The sequence below is a fragment of the Streptomyces spiramenti genome (assembly GCF_012034385.1).
GTDB lineage: Bacteria > Actinomycetota > Actinomycetes > Streptomycetales > Streptomycetaceae > Streptomyces > Streptomyces spiramenti.
This window is the reverse complement of the sequence record NZ_JAAVJB010000031.1, coordinates 1-18,097: the sequence shown is the minus strand read 5'-3', so window position 1 is coordinate 18,097 and position 18,097 is coordinate 1. Positions and strand designations below refer to the sequence as shown.

Annotated in this window: 17 protein-coding genes; 13 read left to right on the top strand and 4 right to left on the bottom strand. The window is 72.4% G+C overall.

Annotated elements, in window-relative coordinates; genetic code table 11:
- The first annotated feature begins 97 nt into the window (after nucleotides 1–97).
- From atpE to HCJ92_RS06585, 8 genes are all read left to right on the top strand, one after another.
- The gene (atpE, locus tag HCJ92_RS06620; protein ID WP_167932497.1) at nucleotides 98–334 is read left to right on the top strand and encodes an ATP synthase F0 subunit C; all 237 of its coding nucleotides are present in this window, start codon (nucleotides 98–100) and stop codon (nucleotides 332–334) included.
- Nucleotides 335–377: 43 nt separating this feature from the next.
- Nucleotides 378–914 (top strand): F0F1 ATP synthase subunit B, encoded by a 537-nt coding sequence (locus HCJ92_RS06615; RefSeq protein WP_167932513.1) that lies wholly within the window; start codon nucleotides 378–380, stop codon nucleotides 912–914.
- Entirely contained in the window at nucleotides 911–1,738 is an 828-nt protein-coding gene (locus tag HCJ92_RS06610; RefSeq protein WP_167932496.1) for a F0F1 ATP synthase subunit delta, read from the top strand. Before HCJ92_RS06615 ends, HCJ92_RS06610 begins: the two co-directional genes overlap by 4 nt.
- A gap of 132 nt (nucleotides 1,739–1,870) precedes the next feature.
- On the top strand, nucleotides 1,871–3,442 hold the full coding sequence (gene atpA / locus HCJ92_RS06605) for a F0F1 ATP synthase subunit alpha (RefSeq protein ID WP_167932495.1): 1,572 nt from the start codon (nucleotides 1,871–1,873) through the stop codon (nucleotides 3,440–3,442).
- A gap of 2 nt (nucleotides 3,443–3,444) precedes the next feature.
- Nucleotides 3,445–4,377 carry a F0F1 ATP synthase subunit gamma gene (locus HCJ92_RS06600; RefSeq protein WP_167932494.1) on the top strand — a complete coding sequence of 311 codons (933 nt, stop codon included), beginning with the start codon at nucleotides 3,445–3,447 and terminating at the stop codon, nucleotides 4,375–4,377.
- Nucleotides 4,378–4,379: 2 nt separating this feature from the next.
- Nucleotides 4,380–5,816: a F0F1 ATP synthase subunit beta gene (gene atpD, locus HCJ92_RS06595; RefSeq protein WP_167932493.1), complete on the top strand. Its 1,437-nt coding sequence runs from the start codon at nucleotides 4,380–4,382 to the stop codon at nucleotides 5,814–5,816.
- Between the two features lie 120 nt (nucleotides 5,817–5,936).
- Complete coding sequence (locus tag HCJ92_RS06590; RefSeq protein ID WP_167932492.1) at nucleotides 5,937–6,320, top strand: F0F1 ATP synthase subunit epsilon; 384 nt, start codon at nucleotides 5,937–5,939, stop codon at nucleotides 6,318–6,320.
- A 44-nt stretch (nucleotides 6,321–6,364) separates the two neighbouring features.
- Nucleotides 6,365–6,811, top strand: a complete 447-nt coding sequence (locus HCJ92_RS06585) for a DUF2550 domain-containing protein (protein ID WP_167932491.1) — start codon at nucleotides 6,365–6,367, stop codon at nucleotides 6,809–6,811.
- Nucleotides 6,812–7,125: 314 nt separating this feature from the next.
- On the opposite strand, the gene HCJ92_RS06580 is transcribed toward HCJ92_RS06585, so the two are convergent.
- From HCJ92_RS06580 to HCJ92_RS06570, 3 genes are all read right to left on the bottom strand, one after another.
- Nucleotides 7,126–8,781, bottom strand: a complete 1,656-nt coding sequence (locus HCJ92_RS06580) for a glycosyl hydrolase family 18 protein (protein WP_167932512.1) — start codon at nucleotides 8,779–8,781, stop codon at nucleotides 7,126–7,128.
- A gap of 232 nt (nucleotides 8,782–9,013) precedes the next feature.
- The gene (locus tag HCJ92_RS06575; RefSeq protein WP_338054054.1) at nucleotides 9,014–9,709 is read right to left on the bottom strand and encodes a response regulator; all 696 of its coding nucleotides are present in this window, start codon (nucleotides 9,707–9,709) and stop codon (nucleotides 9,014–9,016) included.
- Complete coding sequence (locus tag HCJ92_RS06570; protein WP_167932490.1) at nucleotides 9,706–10,992, bottom strand: sensor histidine kinase; 1,287 nt, start codon at nucleotides 10,990–10,992, stop codon at nucleotides 9,706–9,708. Before HCJ92_RS06570 ends, HCJ92_RS06575 begins: the two co-directional genes overlap by 4 nt.
- Nucleotides 10,993–11,151: 159 nt before the next feature.
- On the opposite strand from HCJ92_RS06570, the gene HCJ92_RS06565 reads away from it, so the two are divergent.
- The gene (locus HCJ92_RS06565) at nucleotides 11,152–11,925 is read left to right on the top strand and encodes a GIDE domain-containing protein (protein ID WP_167932489.1); all 774 of its coding nucleotides are present in this window, start codon (nucleotides 11,152–11,154) and stop codon (nucleotides 11,923–11,925) included.
- A 206-nt stretch (nucleotides 11,926–12,131) separates the two neighbouring features.
- A complete protein-coding gene (locus tag HCJ92_RS06560) occupies nucleotides 12,132–12,788 on the top strand; it encodes a hypothetical protein (RefSeq protein ID WP_209310793.1) in 657 nt (218 codons plus the stop codon).
- A 171-nt stretch (nucleotides 12,789–12,959) separates the two neighbouring features.
- Here HCJ92_RS06560 and HCJ92_RS06555 read toward each other — a convergent pair whose 3' ends face one another.
- The gene (locus HCJ92_RS06555) at nucleotides 12,960–13,532 is read right to left on the bottom strand and encodes a cob(I)yrinic acid a,c-diamide adenosyltransferase (RefSeq protein ID WP_167932488.1); all 573 of its coding nucleotides are present in this window, start codon (nucleotides 13,530–13,532) and stop codon (nucleotides 12,960–12,962) included.
- A 136-nt stretch (nucleotides 13,533–13,668) separates the two neighbouring features.
- Here HCJ92_RS06555 and HCJ92_RS06550 point away from each other — a divergent pair, with 136 nt between their 5' ends.
- From HCJ92_RS06550 to HCJ92_RS06540, 3 genes are all read left to right on the top strand, one after another.
- Nucleotides 13,669–14,517, top strand: a complete 849-nt coding sequence (locus HCJ92_RS06550) for a 3-hydroxyacyl-CoA dehydrogenase NAD-binding domain-containing protein (protein WP_167932487.1) — start codon at nucleotides 13,669–13,671, stop codon at nucleotides 14,515–14,517.
- Nucleotides 14,518–15,088: 571 nt separating this feature from the next.
- A complete protein-coding gene (locus HCJ92_RS06545) occupies nucleotides 15,089–15,382 on the top strand; it encodes an STAS domain-containing protein (RefSeq protein ID WP_167932486.1) in 294 nt (97 codons plus the stop codon).
- A gap of 241 nt (nucleotides 15,383–15,623) precedes the next feature.
- Complete coding sequence (locus HCJ92_RS06540) at nucleotides 15,624–18,026, top strand: ATP-binding protein (protein WP_167932485.1); 2,403 nt, start codon at nucleotides 15,624–15,626, stop codon at nucleotides 18,024–18,026.
- Nucleotides 18,027–18,097 lie beyond the last annotated feature (71 nt).

Genomic DNA, 18,097 nt, shown 5'->3' with positions numbered 1-18,097 from the left:
CTTCTGACCCACCCGACGGGGGCCCTCGCGGCCCCCGGCCGCCAGACGACCGGTGGACACATGTCCATCGGCCTACCACAGAGAAGGAACCACGGACATGTCCGCTGCTTTCGAGACCCTCGCCGCCGTCAACGGCAACATCGGCACCATCGGCTACGGCATCGGCGTCATCGGTGCCGGTATCGGTGTCGGTTACATCTTCGGCAACGGCGTGCAGGCCATCGCCCGCCAGCCCGAGGCTGCCGGCCTCATCCGCCAGAACATGCTCCTCGGTGCCGCCCTGGTCGAGGCCCTGGCCCTGATCGGCTTCGTCACCCCGTTCATCTTCAACTGACGGGTTCTCCCCCCGAGCCGTTCACGACGAAAGGTCCACCATGATGATTCAGCTGGCCGCCGACGGGCCGCAGAGTCCGCTGCTGCCCGTCTGGCCTGAGATCGTCATCGGTCTGATCTGCATCGGTGTCGTCTACCTCGCCTTCCACAAGAAGCTCCTCCCGGCCATCAACAAGGCGCTGGACGAGCGGCGGGAAGCCATCGAGGGCGGCATGGAGAAGGCCGAGGCCGTCCAGGCCGAAGCGCGGCAGACCCTTGAGGAGTACCGCGCGCAGCTCGCCGACGCCCGGCGGGACGCCTCCCGACTGCGTCAGGAGGCCCAGGAGCAGGGCGCCACGCTGATCGCAGAGATGCGGGAGGAGGGCCAGCGCCAGCGCGAGGAGATCATCGCCGCCGGCCACGCCCAGATCTCCGCGGAGCGCCAGCAGGCGGCCGAGGCCCTGCGTCAGGACGTCGGCAAGATCGCCACCGATCTGGCCGGCCGGCTCGTCGGGGAGTCCCTGGAGGACCACGCCCGTCAGAGCCGCACCATCGACCGTTTCCTCGATGACCTCGAGGAGAAGGCCGAGGCGGGCCGATGACCGGTGGAGTGAGCCGCGAGGCGCTGGTCGCCGCGCGGGGACGGCTGAACACCCTGGTGGACTCCACCGGTGTGGACGCCACCTCCCTGGCAGACGACCTGGCGCAGGTCACGGTGCTGCTGGACCGCGAGGTCTCGCTGCGCCGCGTCCTGACCGACCCCTCCCAGCCGGGTGCGGGCAAGGCCGACCTGGTCGGCCGCCTCCTCGGCGGTCAGATCGGCGGCGAAGCCGTCGACCTGGTCTCGGGAATGGTGCGTGCCCGGTGGTCCGCCTCGCGCGACCTGGTCGACGCGCTGGAGGAACTGGCGGACACCGCCGATCTGATCGCGGCCGAGGGCGCCGGGACGCTGGACTCGGTGGAGGACGAACTCTTCCGGTTCGGCCGCATCGTCGCCGGCTCCCCGGAGCTGCGTGCCTCCCTCAGCGGCAAGGAGTCCGGCGAAGCGCTGCGCTCCGCGCGCAACGGTCTGGTCGAGCGCCTGCTCGGCGGCCGTGTGGCGCCCACCACCCAGCGGCTCATCGCCCGGCTCGTCCTCCACCCGCGGGGACGTAGCCTGGAGGCGGGCCTGGAATCGCTGTCCCGGCTGGCTGCGGAGCGGCGCGACCGCTCGGTCGCCGTCGTGGTCTCGGCGGTCCCGCTCAGCGACGGGCAGAAGCGCCGGCTCGCCGGCGCGCTCGGCCGGATCTACGGCCGGGACATCCAGCTGAACCTGGATGTGGACCCCTCGGTGCTCGGCGGGATCTCCGTCCGCGTCGAGGACGAGGTCATCCACGGCACCGTCGCCGACCGCCTCGACGAGGTCCGGCGCCGGATGGCGGGCTGAGCGCGAACGTCCTGCCGGCCCGTGCGCGGGCCGGCGGATAGCGCGCCCTACCAACTCAAGAAGCAGTGTTCAGCGGCCCGAGTTGGGCCGTACGAAGACTTACGGTCCCAACAAGGAGAGCAGGGAACCCAGATGGCGGAGCTCACGATCCGGCCGGATGAGATCCGGGACGCGCTGGAGAATTTCGTCCAGTCGTACACGCCGGACGCCGCCTCGCGCGAAGAGGTCGGCACGGTCAGCGCTGCCGGTGACGGCATCGCGAAGGTCGAGGGTCTTCCCTCGGCGATGGCGAACGAACTTCTGAAGTTCGAGGACGGCACCCTCGGCCTCGCCCTCAACCTCGAGGAGCGCGAGATCGGTGCCGTCGTGCTCGGCGAGTTCAGCGGCATCGAGGAGGGCCAGCCGGTGCAGCGCACCGGTGAGGTGCTCTCCGTCGGTGTCGGCGAGGGTTACCTCGGCCGGGTCGTCGACCCGCTGGGCGCCCCCATCGACGGTCTCGGCGACATCGAGACCTCGGGACGCCGCGCGCTGGAACTGCAGGCGCCCACGGTCATGGACCGCAAGTCGGTGCACGAGCCGATGGAGACCGGTTACAAGGCCGTCGACACGATGACCCCGATCGGCCGCGGCCAGCGTCAGCTGATCATCGGCGACCGGCAGACCGGCAAGACCGCCCTCGCGGTCGACACCATCATCAACCAGCGTGCCAACTGGCGCACCGGCGACCCGAAGAAGCAGGTCCGCTGCATCTACGTCGCCATCGGCCAGAAGGGCTCCACCATCGCCTCGGTGCGAGGTGCCCTGGAGGAGGCCGGCGCGCTGGAGTACACCACCATCGTGGCGGCCCCCGCGTCCGACCCGGCGGGCTTCAAGTACCTCGCCCCCTACACCGGCTCGGCCATCGGCCAGCAGTGGATGTACGAGGGCAAGCACGTCCTGATCATCTTCGACGACCTGTCGAAGCAGGCCGACGCCTACCGTGCCGTCTCCCTGCTGCTCCGCCGCCCGCCGGGGCGCGAGGCGTACCCGGGTGACGTCTTCTACCTGCACTCCCGTTTGCTGGAGCGTTGCGCCAAGCTCTCCGACGCGCTGGGCTCCGGTTCGATGACCGGTCTGCCGATCGTGGAGACCAAGGCCAACGACGTCTCGGCGTTCATCCCGACCAACGTCATCTCCATCACCGACGGCCAGTGCTTCCTGGAGTCCGACCTCTTCAACGCGGGCGTCCGTCCCGCGCTGAACGTGGGTATCTCGGTCTCCCGTGTCGGTGGCTCCGCGCAGCACAAGGCGATTCGCCAGATCACCGGTTCGCTCCGTGTCGACCTGGCCCAGTTCCGCGAGCTGGAGGCGTTCGCCGCCTTCGGTTCCGACCTGGACGCCGCGTCGAAGTCCGCGCTGGAGCGCGGCAAGCGGATGGTGGAGCTGCTCAAGCAGGAGCAGTACAACCCCTTCCCCACCGAGCACCAGGTCGTCTCCGTCTGGGCCGGCACCAACGGTCTGATGGACGACATCCCGGTCGGCGACATCCGCCGCTTCGAGCGCGAGCTCCTGGACCACCTGAGCCGCGAGGAGAAGGCCCTTCTCACCTCGATCCGCGAGGGCGCGAAGATGTCCAAGGACACCATCACCGCCGTCGGCGTCGCGGTGAACAAGTTCAAGCAGCAGTTCGAGACCTCGGACGGCCAGCTCCTGGGCGAGGGCTGAGCATGGGAGCCCAGGTCAAGGTCTACAAGCGGCGGATCAAATCCGTCACTGCGACCAAGAAGATCACCAAGGCGATGGAGATGATCGCCGCCTCGCGCATCATCAAGGCCCAGCGCAAGGTGGACGCCTCCTCCCCGTACGCCGAGGAGCTGACCAACGCGGTCACGTCGGTGGCCTACGCGGCCACCGACGTGAAGCACCCGCTGACCACGGAGGCCGACCGGCCGACGCGGGCGGCGCTGCTGCTGATCACCAGCGACCGCGGGCTCGCGGGCGGGTACTCCAGCAACGCCATCAAGGCGTCGGAGAACCTGACCGCGCAGCTGGTCGCCGAGGGCAAGCAGGTCGACCACTACGTGGTCGGGCGGAAGGGCGTGGGCTACTACACCTTCCGCGAGCGCCCGGTGTCCGACTCCTGGACCGGCTTCACCGACAGCCCGGAGTACTCCGACGCCAAGGCCGTGGCCGCTCCGCTGATCGAGGCGATAGAGCGTGACACGTCCGACGGCGGGGTGGACGAGCTGCACATCGTCTTCACCGAGTTCCGCTCGATGATGACGCAGACGCCGGTCGAGCGCCGGATGCTGCCGCTGACGTTCTCCAGGAGCGCCGAGGACTCCGCGGCCGTGTTCGCGCAGGGTGTCGAGGCCCGTCCGCTCTACGAGTTCGAGCCGAGCCCCGAGCAGGTGCTGGACGCGCTGCTGCCGCGCTACGTGGAGAGCAGGATCTACAACGCGCTGCTGCAGTCGGCCGCCTCCGAGCACGCTGCCCGCCGCCGCGCGATGAAGTCGGCGACCGACAACGCCCAGGACCTCATCAAGTCGCTCACGCGGCTTGCGAACGCGGCCCGCCAGGCCGACATCACCCAGGAAATCAGCGAGATCGTCGGCGGTGCGTCCGCCCTGGCCGACGCGACCGCGGGGAGTGACAGGTAATCATGACTACTGCTGCTGAGACGGCGACGGGCCGCGTCGCACGGGTCATCGGCCCGGTCGTCGACGTGGAGTTCCCCGTCGACGCCATGCCGGAGATCTACAACGCGCTGACGGTGGAGGTGCTGGACCCCACCGCCGATGGCGCCACCAAGACCCTGACGCTGGAGGTGGCGCAGCACCTCGGTGAGGGCCTGGTCCGCGCGATCTCCATGGAGCCCACCGACGGTCTGGTCCGCCAGGCCACGGTCTCCAACACCGGCAACGGGATCACCGTCCCCGTCGGTGACGTCACCAAGGGCCGGGTGTTCAACACCCTGGGGAAGATCCTCAACGAGCCCGAGGCCGAGGCCGAGGTCACCGAGCGCTGGCCGATCCACCGCAAGGCCCCGGCCTTCGACCAGCTCGAGTCCAAGACCGAGATGTTCGAGACCGGCCTGAAGGTCGTCGACCTGCTGACCCCGTACGTCAAGGGCGGCAAGATCGGTCTGTTCGGTGGTGCGGGCGTCGGCAAGACCGTCCTCATCCAGGAAATGATCATGCGTGTGGCCAAGCTGCACGAGGGCGTTTCCGTGTTCGCCGGTGTCGGCGAGCGCACCCGTGAGGGCAACGACCTCATCGAGGAGATGGCCGACTCCGGCGTGCTCCCGCAGACCGCGCTGGTCTTCGGCCAGATGGACGAGCCCCCGGGGACCCGTCTGCGCGTGGCCCTCGCCGGTCTGACCATGGCGGAGTACTTCCGCGATGTGCAGAAGCAGGACGTGCTGTTCTTCATCGACAACATCTTCCGCTTCACTCAGGCCGGTTCCGAGGTCTCCACCCTGCTGGGCCGCATGCCCTCCGCGGTGGGCTACCAGCCGAACCTGGCGGACGAGATGGGTCTGCTCCAGGAGCGGATCACCTCGACCCGTGGTCACTCGATCACCTCGATGCAGGCGATCTACGTTCCCGCGGACGACCTGACCGACCCGGCGCCGGCGACTACCTTCGCCCACCTCGACGCCACCACGGTGCTCTCCCGTCCGATCTCGGAGAAGGGCATCTACCCGGCGGTCGACCCGCTGGACTCCACCTCGCGCATCCTGGACCCGCGCTTCATCACGCAGGAGCACTACGACACGGCTACCCGTGTCAAGGGCATCCTGCAGAAGTACAAGGACCTCCAGGACATCATCGCCATTCTCGGCATCGACGAGCTGGGCGAGGAGGACAAGCTCACCGTCCACCGTGCCCGCCGTACCGAGCGCTTCCTGTCGCAGAACACCCACGCGGCGAAGCAGTTCACCGGTATGGACGGTTCGGACGTCTCCCTGGACGAGTCGATCACGGCGTTCAACGCGATCGCCGACGGTGACTTCGACCACTACCCGGAGCAGGCCTTCTTCATGTGCGGTGGCCTGGACGACCTCCACGCCAAGGCCAAGGAGCTGGGCGTCTCCTGACACCCGGACCGTCTCCGAGGGGGCGGGGTGCCGCCCCGCCCCCTCGGGACACTCCCGGAGCCGTTCGCGGAAGACGGCCCCACTTCCCACTCATCAGCTTTCCATCGTTAAGGAGCCATCGTGGCTGAGCTGGACGTCGAGCTGGTCGCGGCGGACCGCAGGGTCTGGTCGGGCAAGGCCGGCATGGTCGTCGCCCGCACCACGTCGGGTGACATCGGCATCATGCCCAACCACCAGCCGCTGCTGGGCGTGCTGCAGACGGGTCCCGTGACGATCCGCACCACCGGCGAGAGCGGGGAGGGCACGGTTGTCGCGGCGGTGCACGGCGGATTCCTCTCCTACGCGGACGGTAAGCTGTCGGTGCTCGCGGAGATCGCCGAGCTGGCTGACGAGATCGACGTCGAGCGTGCCGAGCGTGCGTTGGAGAAGGCGAAGGCCGACACCGACTCCCACGCGGAGCGTCGTGCCCACGTCCGTCTCGCGGCAGCGGCCAGGAAGAACTGACCGCGGTCCTGACGTTCCACCGGAGTCGAGGAGGTCGCTCGTAGATGGTCCTCGTACTCGTGGTGTGCGCGGTCCTGCTGGCACTGGTGCCGGTGGGACTGCTCGCGTTCGGTGTCCGTCGGCGGCTGATCCAGCGGCCCGGCGGGACCTTCGACTGCAGTGCCCGGTGGACCCCCCCGGCGGCGGGTACGTCGCCCGGCAAGGGGTGGGTCTACGGGGTCGCCCGTTACAACGGCGACCACATCGAGTGGTTCCGTGTCTTCTCCTACGCGCCCCGTCCGCGGATGACGCTGCGGCGCGACAGCATTCAGGTGCGCGACCGCCGCAGGCCCCATGGCGAGGAGGAGCTCGCGCTCCTCTCCGGCGCCGTCGTCCTCGCCTGTCGGCACGAGTCGATGGACCTGGAGCTGGCGATGAGCGAGGACGCCCTCACCGGGTTCCTCGCCTGGCTGGAGGCGGCTCCGCCCGGCCAGCGCGTCAACGTCGCCTGAGTCGCCGACCCGGCGCCCGCCCGGTCGTCCCGGCAGCCGGTTGCCCGGGTGGCGCAGGTCACCCGCCCCGCACCAGTTCGCACCCCCCCCGCATTCTCTTGAGCCGCAGGCGACGCGCCTGCGGCGTCGTCGTGTCCGCCGGGAGCAACCGGCGCCTGCGCTGCCGCGGGAGCCCGTGTGCCTGGCCGCACGCCGCTGTGCGCCGTGGTCGCGGGGTCCGCAGGCCGGACGTGCGTCGGCCGGGGAGACGGCGGGCGGTCCGTCTCCCCGGCCGACGCCGGGACGGGGCGGGTGGGACCCGCCGGGAGTCGGGGCTAGCCGTTGAGCCCCTGGTCGATGGCGCGGATCAGCTCACCGTTGGTGGTGTCGCCGCTCAGCTCCCAGAACATCGCGCCGGCCAGACCCTGCTGGTCGGCCCAGGCCATCTTCGACAGCACGGTGGCCGGCGTGTCGTAGGACCACCACTGGTTGCCGCAGTGCGCGTAGGCGGTGCCGCCCACCGTTCCGGTCGCCGGGCAACGCTCCTTGAGGAGCTTGTAGTCCTCGATGCCGGCCTCGTAGCGGCCCGGTGCCGCTCCGGTGGCGCTGCCACCGGGTGCGGACTGGGTGACCCCGGTCCAGCCCCGGCCGTAGAAGCCGATGCCGAGGGTGAGCTTCTCGGCGGGAACACCCTGCGCCTTCAGCTTCGCGATGGCGTCCGCGCTGTTGAAGCCCTGGGAGGGGATGCCCGGGTAGGAGGTCAGCGGGGAGTGCGGGGCCGTCGGGCCCTGCGGTGCGAACGCCCCGAAGAAGTCGTACGTCATCACGTGGATCAGGTCGGCGCTCTCGGCGCCGTAGGCGTAGTCCACCGAGTCGATCTTCCCGCCGGCGGAGGCGTCGGCGGTGATGGCCGCGGTCACCAGCTGGTCGCCGAACTCGGCCCGGAAGGCGCTCATCATGTCGCCGAAGATCCGGGGGCCGCTGCTGTCGCAGCTCAGGCCGCAGCCGTTGGGGTACTCCCAGTCCAGGTCGATGCCGTCGAAGACACCCTCCCAGCGGGGATCGTTGACCAGTTCGAAGCAGGAACGGGCGAACGCCTGCGGGTTCTTCATGGCGTCACCGAACCCCCCGGACCAGGTCCAGCCGCCGAAGGACCAGACGACCTTGAGGTGCGGGTACTGCTCCTTGAGCTTCAGCAGCTGGTTGAAGTTGCCGCGGAGCGGCTGGTCCCAGGTGTCGGCCACGCCGTCGACGCTCTCGGCGGCGGTGTAGGCGCGGTCGGTCGCGGCGTACGAATCGCCCATGGTGCAGCGGCCGTTCTGCACGTTGCCGAAGGCGTAGTTGATGTGGGTGAGCCGCTCGGCCGAGCCGGAGGTGACGATGTTCCGAGCGTGGTAGTTGCGGTCGTAGACGCCCCACTCGGTGAAGTAGCCGGTGACGACCGGGTCACCGGGGTTGCCCGGGTTGCCGGGATCGGTCGGGTCGGTGGGGTCCGTCGGGTCGGGGTCCGTGGGGTCCGGGTCGGTCGGGTCGGGGTCCGTCGGGTCGGGGTCCGTCGGGTCCGAGCCGCCGTCGCAGGGGGAGCCGTTGACGCGGCAGTCGATCGGGTCGCCCGTGCCGCGGGCGCTGAACCCGAAGGAGGTGCTCGCCCCGGGGGCGAGCGTGCCGTTCCATCCGGCGTTGGTGACGGTGTAGCGGTTGCCGTCCCGGGTGAGGGCCCCGTCCCAGAGGGTGGAGGTGGAGGTGCCCTCGGGGAAGGTCCAGGTGACGGTCCAGCCCTGGAGCGGGGTGCTGCCCGTGTTGGTCACGGTCCAGCGGGCGTCGTAGCCGGTCTCCCACTGGGTGGTCCGGTCGAAGGACGCGGTTGCGGTCGCCGCCTGGGCCGGGCTCGCCAGCGCGACGAGCGCGGTGAGCGGAAGGGCGAGGACGACGAGGAGTGTGACCAGCCTGCGACTGGTTCTGGATCTGTGGTCTTCCGAGATCGTCGACAGCAAGGGAACTCCCGGGGGGTCGGTCAGACAGATCGAGGGGGAATCTGCGCCGCCCGCGAGCACGGCTTGTCATGAATGCGCTCACAGCAGATGCGTTGAGATTAGGACTGGTCCAGACCAACGGTCAATAGGTCTCGACCCATGCGGAACCCACGGCCCGCCGGGGCGCCTCGGTCGATCCGGTGACGGCCTCTCACCCGGCCGCCGCCGCGCGCCACCGGTCGCCTGCGGGTCAGAGCAGCCCCAACTCCCGCGCCAGCATGGCCGCCTGGACCCGGCTGCGCAGGTCGAGCTTGGCGAACATACGACTGATGTGCGTCTTCGCGGTCGCCTCCGCCATGCCCAGCCGCTGTCCGATCTCCGCGTTCGACAACCCCTGGGCGACCTCGATCAGGACCGCCCGCTCCCTCGGTGTCAGCGGCGCGAGACGCGCCTCCCGCTTCCGGGCCGTGGCCACCTCGCTCCGCGCGGGCGTCCGCCCGAACTCGGCGATCAGCCGTCGCGTCACCGCCGGCGCGATCACGCCCTCGCCCCGTCCCACCGCCCGCACCGCCGCCAGCAGCTCTGACGCCTCCGAGTCCTTCAGCAGGAACCCGGCTGCACCCGCCCGCAGCGCGCCGAAGACGTACTCGTCCAGGTCGAACGTGGTCAGCACCAGCACGTCCGCCAGCCCCTCCCGGACGATGATCCGGGTCGCCGCCACTCCGTCCAACCGGGGCATCTGCACGTCCATCAGCACCACGTCCGGCCGCAGCTCACGGGCGGCGGCCACCGCGCGTTCCCCGTCCGCGGCCTCGGCCACCACGTCCACCTCCGGCGCGCCCCGAAGGATCAGCACCAGACCGGCGCGCACCGCGGACTGGTCCTCCGCCACCAGCACGCGCAGCGGGGATCGCCGCGCCCCGCCGTCCTCGCCCTCGCCGTTCACCCGTCCGCCTCCCGTGCGCCGGCGCCGCCGTGGCCCTCGTCAACCGCCGCGCGCCCCGACGTGGCCGTCGCTCCGGCCAGGGGCAGCCGCGCCCGCACCCACCATGCCTCCCCGGAGCCCGCCATCCCCTCCGGGCCCGCCGTGAACGTCCCGCCCAGCAGATCGGCCCGCTCGGCCATTCCGACCAGCCCCGCCCCGGCGCTCGCCACCCGGGGCGACCTGCTCTCACCCAGCGGGCTGCGCACCGCCACCATCAGCGCCCCGTCCGTGATCCGCAGCTCGACCCGTACCGTTCCCGGCGCCGCGTGCCGCACGGCGTTGGCCAGCGCCTCCTGGACGATGCGGTACCCCGCGAGTTCCACCGGTGCCGGGAGCGGCCCCGCGCCGGAGACCTCGTCCACCAGGGTGAAGCGCAGCCCCGCCGCGGCGCCCCCGCGTCCCGACCGTGCCACCAGCGCGTCCACTCCGCCGAGCGTCGGGGCGACCGGGTCCGCCGGCCCCGTGGGCACCGGCCGCCCCGTACCGTCGCCGGTGGCGTCCCCTGCCTCCCGCAGGATGCCGATCAGTCGCCGCATCTCCGCCAGCCCCTGGGTGCTGTTCTCCCGGATCACCCCCAGCGCCTGCCGCCGGGGCTCCGCCTCCTCCCGCGACAGCGCCGCCGTCGCGTGGATCGCGATGGCCGAGAGATGACCCGCGACGACGTCGTGGAGCTCGCGCGCCACCCTTGCACGCTCCGCCGCCACCGCCTGGGTGCGGTCCATCTCCGCCAGCAGGGCCGTCTGCTCCGCACGCAACCGCTCCGCGTCGGCCGCCTCCCGGTGCGACCGGACCAGCAGGCCGCTGGAGGTCGGCGCCAGGGTCACCAGGGCCAGCACCGCCCCGACCACCAGCGCCTCCGGCCCGCGCACCAGTACCAGGACCCCGACCGTCACCGCCACCGAGCAGGCCACCGAGGCCGGTACCAGCGTCCGCGCCACCCGGCGCGGACCGTAGCAGGCCGCCGCATAGACCAGGTCGCTGAACATCACCACCGTGACCAGCAGCGATCCGGCCAGCACGTCCGCGGCCAGAGCGAACACGCCCACCGCCAAGCCGGTCAGCGGTGCGATGCGGCGCAGCAGCTCCGCGCCGGCCATCACCGCCAACGGCACCAGCACCAGCGCGCCCCGGTGAGCTCCGGTCGCCGGGTCGTTGTACAACCCCAGCCGCCAGCTGAGGACCCCGGCGGCCAGCCCGGCGACGCAGATCACCAGGTCGTCACGATGCGGTCGCCGCCGACTCATGGTGCCCATGCTGCCCGATAGGTTGAGGTCGCCGCACCGGGACGGGCCGCGGCGCCGGGCGCGCCCGGCGGACGGACGGGACCAGGGCGAGCCGCGCGGCACCCCCGGAACCGGTGGGGCGCCCGGTGGCGTGCTCATCGGTACGACAAGGGGGATTCCATGATCTGGATCGGTCTCATAGCGGCGGTGGCCGCGGTGGTCTGCGTCTTCGCCGCCCGTTCCGCCCAGGGGCGCGCCAAGGCACTGCGCCGGGTGGAGACCTTCACCGCCGACGAGGTGAACCAGCTGCGCACCGCCGCCGGTGACGCGGCCGGGCCGGGCCAGTTCCGCTACGGGGTGGAGGTCGTCGGTGCCGCCCATCCCGCGGGACAGGCGCTCACCTCGCAGCTGGCGCAGCGGGAGTGCGTCTGGCACCGCCACAAGGTCACCCACAAGTACTGGGAGACCGTCCGGGACAGCAACGGCAACAGCAAGCGCCAGGAGCGCAGCCGTGTCGTCTCCGAACACACCAGCGGGTCGGAGTTCCTGGTCCGGGATCGGACCGGTGAGGTGCTGGTCGACCCCGGCAAGGGCGTCGACCAGCCGGAGAAGATCCTCGACACCTTCGAGAAGGGCGGCGGACGGGGCGGCGGCACGATCAGCTTCGGTTCGTTCTCCCTCCCGATCGGTTCGCGCAGCGGCACCATCGGCTACCGCTACGAGGAGTGGGCCCTGCTGCCCGGACGGACGGTCTTCGTCCACGGGGAGGCGGACGACTCCACCGGTCGGCTGGTGGTCGGCGCACCCGCCGACGGGGGTCTCCACCTGGTCTCTACCCGCACGCAGGAGGAGCTGCTGCGCGTGGAGGGCACCAAGGAGCGCGGCTTCCGTGTCGGGGCTGCGGTCTCCGCTGTCGGTGCCGTGGTGGCTCTGCTGGTCGCCCTGCTGGGCTGACCGGCGGCCGGGGTGGACCGTGACCTGGCCCGACCGGTGACCGGTCACCGGTCACCGGGGGTGGACGGGGCGGCTCCGTGCCCCGGTCCGCCCCCGGTCGCTGCATCGAAGGTCGCACTCCGCCGGTGCCGTCTCGTCACCGCCGACGACGCGCCGGGACCGGTCGCGGCGGCAGTCTCGTGGTGTCACCACTGAGGAGGTCACCCGTGATCATCGCCCTGATCGTCGCCGCCGAGATCGGGTTCTGGGTCGTCCTGGGGGCCGGGCTCGCCCTGCGGTACGCGCTGCACCGGCCGCGCGCCGGAGCCGTGCTGCTGCTCTGCGTACCCCTCGTCGACGTCCTGCTGCTGACGGCCACCGCCGTCGACCTGGCACGCGGCGCCGAACCCGGCCCGCGCCACGTCGTCGCCGCCCTGTACCTGGGGTTCACCGTCGCCTACGGCCACCGCGTGGTGCGCTGGGCCGACGCCCACGCCGCCCATCGGGCCGGTCGGGGACCGAAGCCCCCGAAGCCGCCCGCTCGCGGGTGGGAGCGCATCCGGCTCGAACTCGCGCTGTGGCGACAGACGCTGGTGGCGGTCGTCCTCGCCTCGGCCGTCCTCCAACTGCTCAAGGCGGTGGCGGCGGACGGCGCGGTGGCCGACCGGGTGCTCGGGGACGGGCAGTACCTGGGACTGCGGATCGCGCTGATCCACGGTCTCGTGGCGCTCTCCGCGCTCTGGTGGGCACGCCCCCGACCCGGGGACCGGTGGACCGCCGGGCCGACGGACCGCCCCACCGCCGAACCGCCGTACACCGCCGAGCCCGGCCCGGGAGGGCCCGGTCGGCCCGTCGCCGGGCCGACCGGCCGGGGGCCGGGGTGAGGCTCAGAGCGTGTTTGAGACCCCACGCCGGGCCCGCGACGCCAACTACGGCCATCTGCTGCGTTGTCAGGAACACCCGAATACAACCCGGTATGAGGGTGCCCCTCCCGTCTTGCAGCTGACCGCATCTGGCGCCGCGAGCTGAGCCGACGTGGGGTCTCACACACGCTCTCAGCGGTTCTCGCCCGGGACCCACAACACGTCGCCGGTCTCCTTGTTGGCGACCCGCGCCAGGATGAACAGCAGATCGGAGAGGCGGTTGAGGTAGGTGGCGGTGAGCGCGTTCATGGCGGCCCCGTGCTCCTCCATGGCCGCCCAGGTGGAGCGTTCGGCGCGGCGGACCACGGTGCACGCCTGGTGCAGCAGCGCCGCCCCGGGCGTGCCGCCGGGGAGGATGAAGCTGCGCAGCTTCTCCAGGTCGGCCAGGAAGGCGTCGCAGTCCTCCTCCAGCCGGTCCACGTAGGTCTGGAGCACCCGCAGCGGCGGGTGCTCGGGGTCGGCGACCACCGGGGTGGAGAGATCGGCCCCGACGTCGAAGAGGTCGTTCTGCACCCGAACGAGCACGGCCGCGACGGCGCCGTCGAGCCCGCCGAGCGCGAGTGCGGTGCCGATGGCGGCGTTGGCCTCGTTGACGTCCGCGTAGGCGGAGATACGCAGGTCGGTCTTGGGGGTGCGGCTCATGTCGCCCAGGGCGGTGGTGCCCTGGTCTCCGGTACGGGTGTAGATGCGCGTGAGGTTGACCATGCGTGAACGCTACCGCCCGGCGCCGGTGTGATGTCCGCCATGTGAGACGTGACGCGCGTCCCTGGCACTCCCCAAGCACCCTTCCGGGCGGTTACATTCCGGCGCAGGCACTTTACGAACGGCGAAGGGATCTCGCGTGGCAAGGAAGCTCGCTGTCATCGGTGCCGGACTCATGGGGTCCGGCATCGCCCAGGTCTCGGCACGAGCGGGATGGGACGTGGTGCTGCGGGATGTCACCGACGAGGCGCTCTCCCGCGGCGTCGGCGGGATCGAGCAGTCCCTCCAGCGCTTCGTCGCCAAGGAGAAGCTGACGGCCGAGCTGGCCGAGGAGACCCTGGGGCGGATCACCACCACCACCGACCTCGACGCCGCGGCGGACGCGGACATCGTGGTGGAGGCGGTCTTCGAACGGCTGGAGACCAAGCAGGAGATCTTCTCCGCGCTCGACGGGATCGTCGGGGACGAGACCGTCCTCGCGACCAACACCTCCGCCATCCCGATCACCAAGATCGCGGCGGCGACGAAGCGGCCGGAGCGGGTGGTGGGCACCCACTTCTTCTCCCCGGTGCCGATGATGGCGCTCTGCGAGCTGGTGCGTGGCGTGCGCACCAGCGACGAGGCGCTTGCGACGGCGCGCGGGTTCGCGGAGTCGGTCGGCAAGACCTGCATCGTCGTCAACCGCGACGTCGCCGGGTTCGTGACGACCCGTCTCATCATCGCCCTGGTCGTGGAGGCGGCGAAGCTGCGGGAGTCCGGGGTGGCCACGGCGGAGGACATCGACATCGCCTGCAAGCTGGGCTTCGGCCACGCCATGGGCCCGCTGGCCACGGCGGACCTCACCGGGGTCGACGTGCTCACCCACGCGGCCGAGAACATCTACACCGAGTCCCAGGACGAGAAGTTCGCCCCGCCCGAGCTGATGCGGCGGATGGTCGACGCCGGTGTCATCGGCCGCAAGAGCGGCGAGGGCTTCTACCGGTACTGACGCGGGACGCCGCGTGGCCGCCCCGGAGCGAGTGCCGGCGGCGGCCCCGGGCGCGCCCCGACCCCGTCACGGGCGCGCCCGGAACCGGGGTCGGCGTCGTGGGCGCCGACCGTGTTTGTCACCATGCGGGTCCGAGCGTTCACACGCACGGGTGAATTCCGTGACGGAATCGGCCGAGTCGGCAACTTGTCGGCCTGTAGGCCCGTCACATCTGGGGAGGGGCGCCCCGCGACCGGCTCCGGTCGCCGCCGCCGGCGTCGTTCCGTGCGCTCGACGGGGCCCTCACGGCACACGCCACGAACCCACCCAGGAAGCACACCCCGGCCGCAGGGCACGCCGCCGCCGACCGGGGTATCGGGACGACAGGCGGCGGCGTGCCGCCGGGTGGCGGCGGCGTCCCGCTCCGCCCGTCCGACGCGGTGCGCGCCGCGGGGCGGCGGCAGCGGGTGACGCCCGACGGGGGGAGCGGAGCGGTGCCCCCGGGGCGCCACGAGAAGTGCAGACAGAGCCAGAACGGCGACACAGCCACCGGCCCGATGACCACGGCCGGCGGCCCGAGCGGGGAGAGCGTATGCACATCAGGGGCGACCACACCGAGTTGGTCGTCGGAGGTCGCCTGGACGTACGCAGCGCCGCGGACGCCCGATCCGCGCTGCACGACGCCGTGGACTCCGGCCACGGCGACCTGGTCCTGGACCTCCGTGAGCTCGACGCGTGGGACTCCACGGGGCTGGGGGTGATCATGGGGGCTCATCGGAGGGCGGGCCGCTGCGGCCGGCGCCTCGTGCTGCGCGAGGTCCCGCCGCGCATGCGCCGCCTCCTGGTGGCGACCCGGCTCCACCGGATCCTGACCATCACCCCGTAGCGGCGCCCGGCCGACGGGCGGAGGCCGCGGCGAGCGGCCGTGTCCGGCCGCGCGACGGCGGATCGCGGGTGTGAAGCGGGGCAAATCGGGGGGCCGCCGGGCCCTGGTCGTCGGCCGGCCCGCCGACGGTGGTACGACAGTACTTCTGGACTCCCTCGTCAGGGTGGGTCCAGTCGACCGACGGCCCGCCCCGGACGACCGCCCACGGCGGCGTCCGCCTCCGCTTCGAGGGAACGACACCATGGACACCGACCACCCGGCACCCGACGGTCATGAGTCGCGGGACAACGGCGGCGGTCCACGGCGCCCCGCCGAACTGATCGCCGGCGACTTCCTCCTCACCCTGAACCCCGTCGACGGCAGTCAGATAGAGTCCTGCCCGCCCGGCCGGCGGCCCGTGGCGGGGCGCAGCTTCCCCGACCCGTCCGTCCCCGGTCCGCGCCCGGTCCTGCTGGAGCGCGAGGACCAGCGCGAGCGACTCGCCCGGCTGCTCTCCCGCGGTCGCTCGGTGCGCCTCACCGGACCCGCCGGCAGTGGACGGACCGCGTTGCTGGACGGCGTGGCCCGCGACTGCGCCGACCTCGCGCCCGACGGGCTCATACGCCTGAGCGGCCACCACCGCACCGCCACGGACATCAAGCACGAGCTGTACGGCGCCGCCCACGACGCCCCCGGCCACCGCCCTGCCCCCGCCGAGCTCCGTGCCGCGCTGCGCGGCGTCGGCGCCGTGGTCCTCGTGGACGACGTCGAGTTCACCGGCAACGCCCTGGAGGAGCTGCTCGACGCCACCCCCGAATGCGCCTTCCTCCTGACGGCCACCCCCGGGAGCCACGGCGCCGGGGCCGACTCCCGGCTGGAGGAGATCGTCCTCGGCGGGCTCAGCCGCACCGGCTGCCTCGAACTGCTGGAGAACCTCGCCGGGCGCCCCCTCACCGACGAGGAGTCCGACTGGGCCGGCGACCTCTGGTCCGCGACCGAGGGCCTCCCCGTCCGGTTCGCGCAGGCCGGCGAGCTCCTGCGGCTCCGTGACGGCGGTCGCGCCCCGGGGCCCCTGCCGGAGCCCGGCGATCTCGTCGCAGCGCTCGCCGCGGCGCTCCCCGAGGGTGCGCGCGAGACGCTGCGGATCGCGGTCGCCCTCGGCGGCGCGCTTCCCGCCGCCGCGCAACTGCCCGCGCTGACCGGCGACCACACCGTCCTCGCGGACCACGACCGGTTGCACGGCGCCGGGCTGCTCTCCACCACCGGTGACCACGTCCGCATCGCCGGCGGGGTCGGCCGGGCACTGGCCGCCGCCGGCTATGCCGAAGGGGCCTCGGAGCGCGCCCTGGGCGCCGCCCAGCACTACGCCTGGTGGCTCTCGGACGCCGACCCCGGGCCGCGCCCGGTCGCGGCCGAGGCGGAGACGCTGCTGGCTGTCGCGCGGGCCGCGCAGCGGGCCGGGCACCACGAGGCGGTGGCCTCGCTGGTGCGGGCCGCCGCGCCGAAGCTGGCGCAGGCGCTTCGATGGGGCGTCTGGGAGCGGATGCTGCGCACCGGGCAGGAGTGCGCGCGTGCGGCCGGCTTCGTCGCCGACCAGGCGTACTTCCACCACGAGCTGGGCGTGCTCGCGATCTGCCGGGACCAACTGGACCGGGCGCGAGCCGAGTTGGAGGCATCGGTGGCGCTGCGGGCGGCGCTGGCCGACTCCGGCGGTGTCCACGCCGGTCGGCGCGCGCTCGCCCTGGTCGAGGACCTGGTCCTGCCGGCGCAGACCCCGGCGACCGCGGTGCACCCGGTGGCCGTGCCGGAGAAGGCGCCGTCAGCGCCGGGGGCCGACACCGTCATGATCCCGCGGGGCAGCGAGGACAGCACCCAGGTGATCACGGCGGTGAGTGGCGTTCAGCCGCCCGAGCAGCCGCGCGGCGGCCTGCGGAAGGCCGCGCTCGCCGGTACCCGCCGCAACACCGTCGCGGCCGGTACGGGCGTCCTGCTCGCCGCGGTCCTCGGTACCGTCGTCACGCTCGGTCTCACCTCGGGTGAGACCGACCTGCCCGACACCCGACCGCGGGGTACCGACGACCCGACCTCGGCGCCGGACGTGGACGGCACCGACGACGAGGAGGTCCCGACCCGCGAGGCCGAGGAGCCCCGGGACGAGGAGGACGGCGACGACGCGGGGGAGCAGGGCGACCCGAGCCCGGAGAACACCCCCGAGGACCCCGACCCGAGCCCGGAGAGCCCGGAGGCCGACGGCTCCGAGGAGCCCGGGGACGACGCACCCCCGGCGGACGGGAACGGCGGGGGCGCGGCCGGCGGCAACGGTGGCGGCACCGGCCCGGGGTCGCCCGGCGGCGACGGCGGGTCCGGGAACGGCGGCGGCACCGGCAACGGCGGTGGTGGTGGGAACGGCGGCAACGGCGGGAGCGGGGGGAACGGCGGCGGGGCACCCGACCCGACCAGCCCGGACCCGGACCCGACGAGCCCGGACCCGGACCCCACGAGCCCGGACCCGGACCCGACCAGCCCGGACCCGGACCCCACGAGCCCGGACCCGGACCCCACGAGCCCGGACCCGGACCCGACCTCGCCCGGGGCCTCGCCGTCGAGCACAGCGCCCACGGGGCCGCCCTCACCCACGTCCTCCAGCGGGTTCTACGACCTCTGACCGGCCGCTGCCGACGGCTCGGAGGGCAGTCGTGGCGGTGGGCCCCGGCCGCCGGGTGGGAGCCCACCGCC

Bases quoted from the DNA above. Each gene is read 5' to 3' on its own strand.
- atpE (WP_167932497.1), top strand. From the start codon at position 98: ATGTCCGCTGCTTTCGAGACCCTCGCCGCCGTCAACGGCAACATCGGC.
- HCJ92_RS06615 (WP_167932513.1), top strand. From the start codon at position 378: ATGATTCAGCTGGCCGCCGACGGGCCGCAGAGTCCGCTGCTGCCCGTC.
- HCJ92_RS06610 (WP_167932496.1), top strand. From the start codon at position 911: ATGACCGGTGGAGTGAGCCGCGAGGCGCTGGTCGCCGCGCGGGGACGG.
- atpA (WP_167932495.1), top strand. From the start codon at position 1,871: ATGGCGGAGCTCACGATCCGGCCGGATGAGATCCGGGACGCGCTGGAG.
- HCJ92_RS06600 (WP_167932494.1), top strand. From the start codon at position 3,445: ATGGGAGCCCAGGTCAAGGTCTACAAGCGGCGGATCAAATCCGTCACT.
- atpD (WP_167932493.1), top strand. From the start codon at position 4,380: ATGACTACTGCTGCTGAGACGGCGACGGGCCGCGTCGCACGGGTCATC.
- HCJ92_RS06585 (WP_167932491.1), top strand. From the start codon at position 6,365: ATGGTCCTCGTACTCGTGGTGTGCGCGGTCCTGCTGGCACTGGTGCCG.
- HCJ92_RS06570 (WP_167932490.1), bottom strand. From the start codon at position 10,992: ATGAGTCGGCGGCGACCGCATCGTGACGACCTGGTGATCTGCGTCGCC.
- HCJ92_RS06565 (WP_167932489.1), top strand. From the start codon at position 11,152: ATGATCTGGATCGGTCTCATAGCGGCGGTGGCCGCGGTGGTCTGCGTC.
- HCJ92_RS06555 (WP_167932488.1), bottom strand. From the start codon at position 13,532: ATGGTCAACCTCACGCGCATCTACACCCGTACCGGAGACCAGGGCACC.
- HCJ92_RS06545 (WP_167932486.1), top strand. From the start codon at position 15,089: ATGCACATCAGGGGCGACCACACCGAGTTGGTCGTCGGAGGTCGCCTG.
- HCJ92_RS06540 (WP_167932485.1), top strand. From the start codon at position 15,624: ATGGACACCGACCACCCGGCACCCGACGGTCATGAGTCGCGGGACAAC.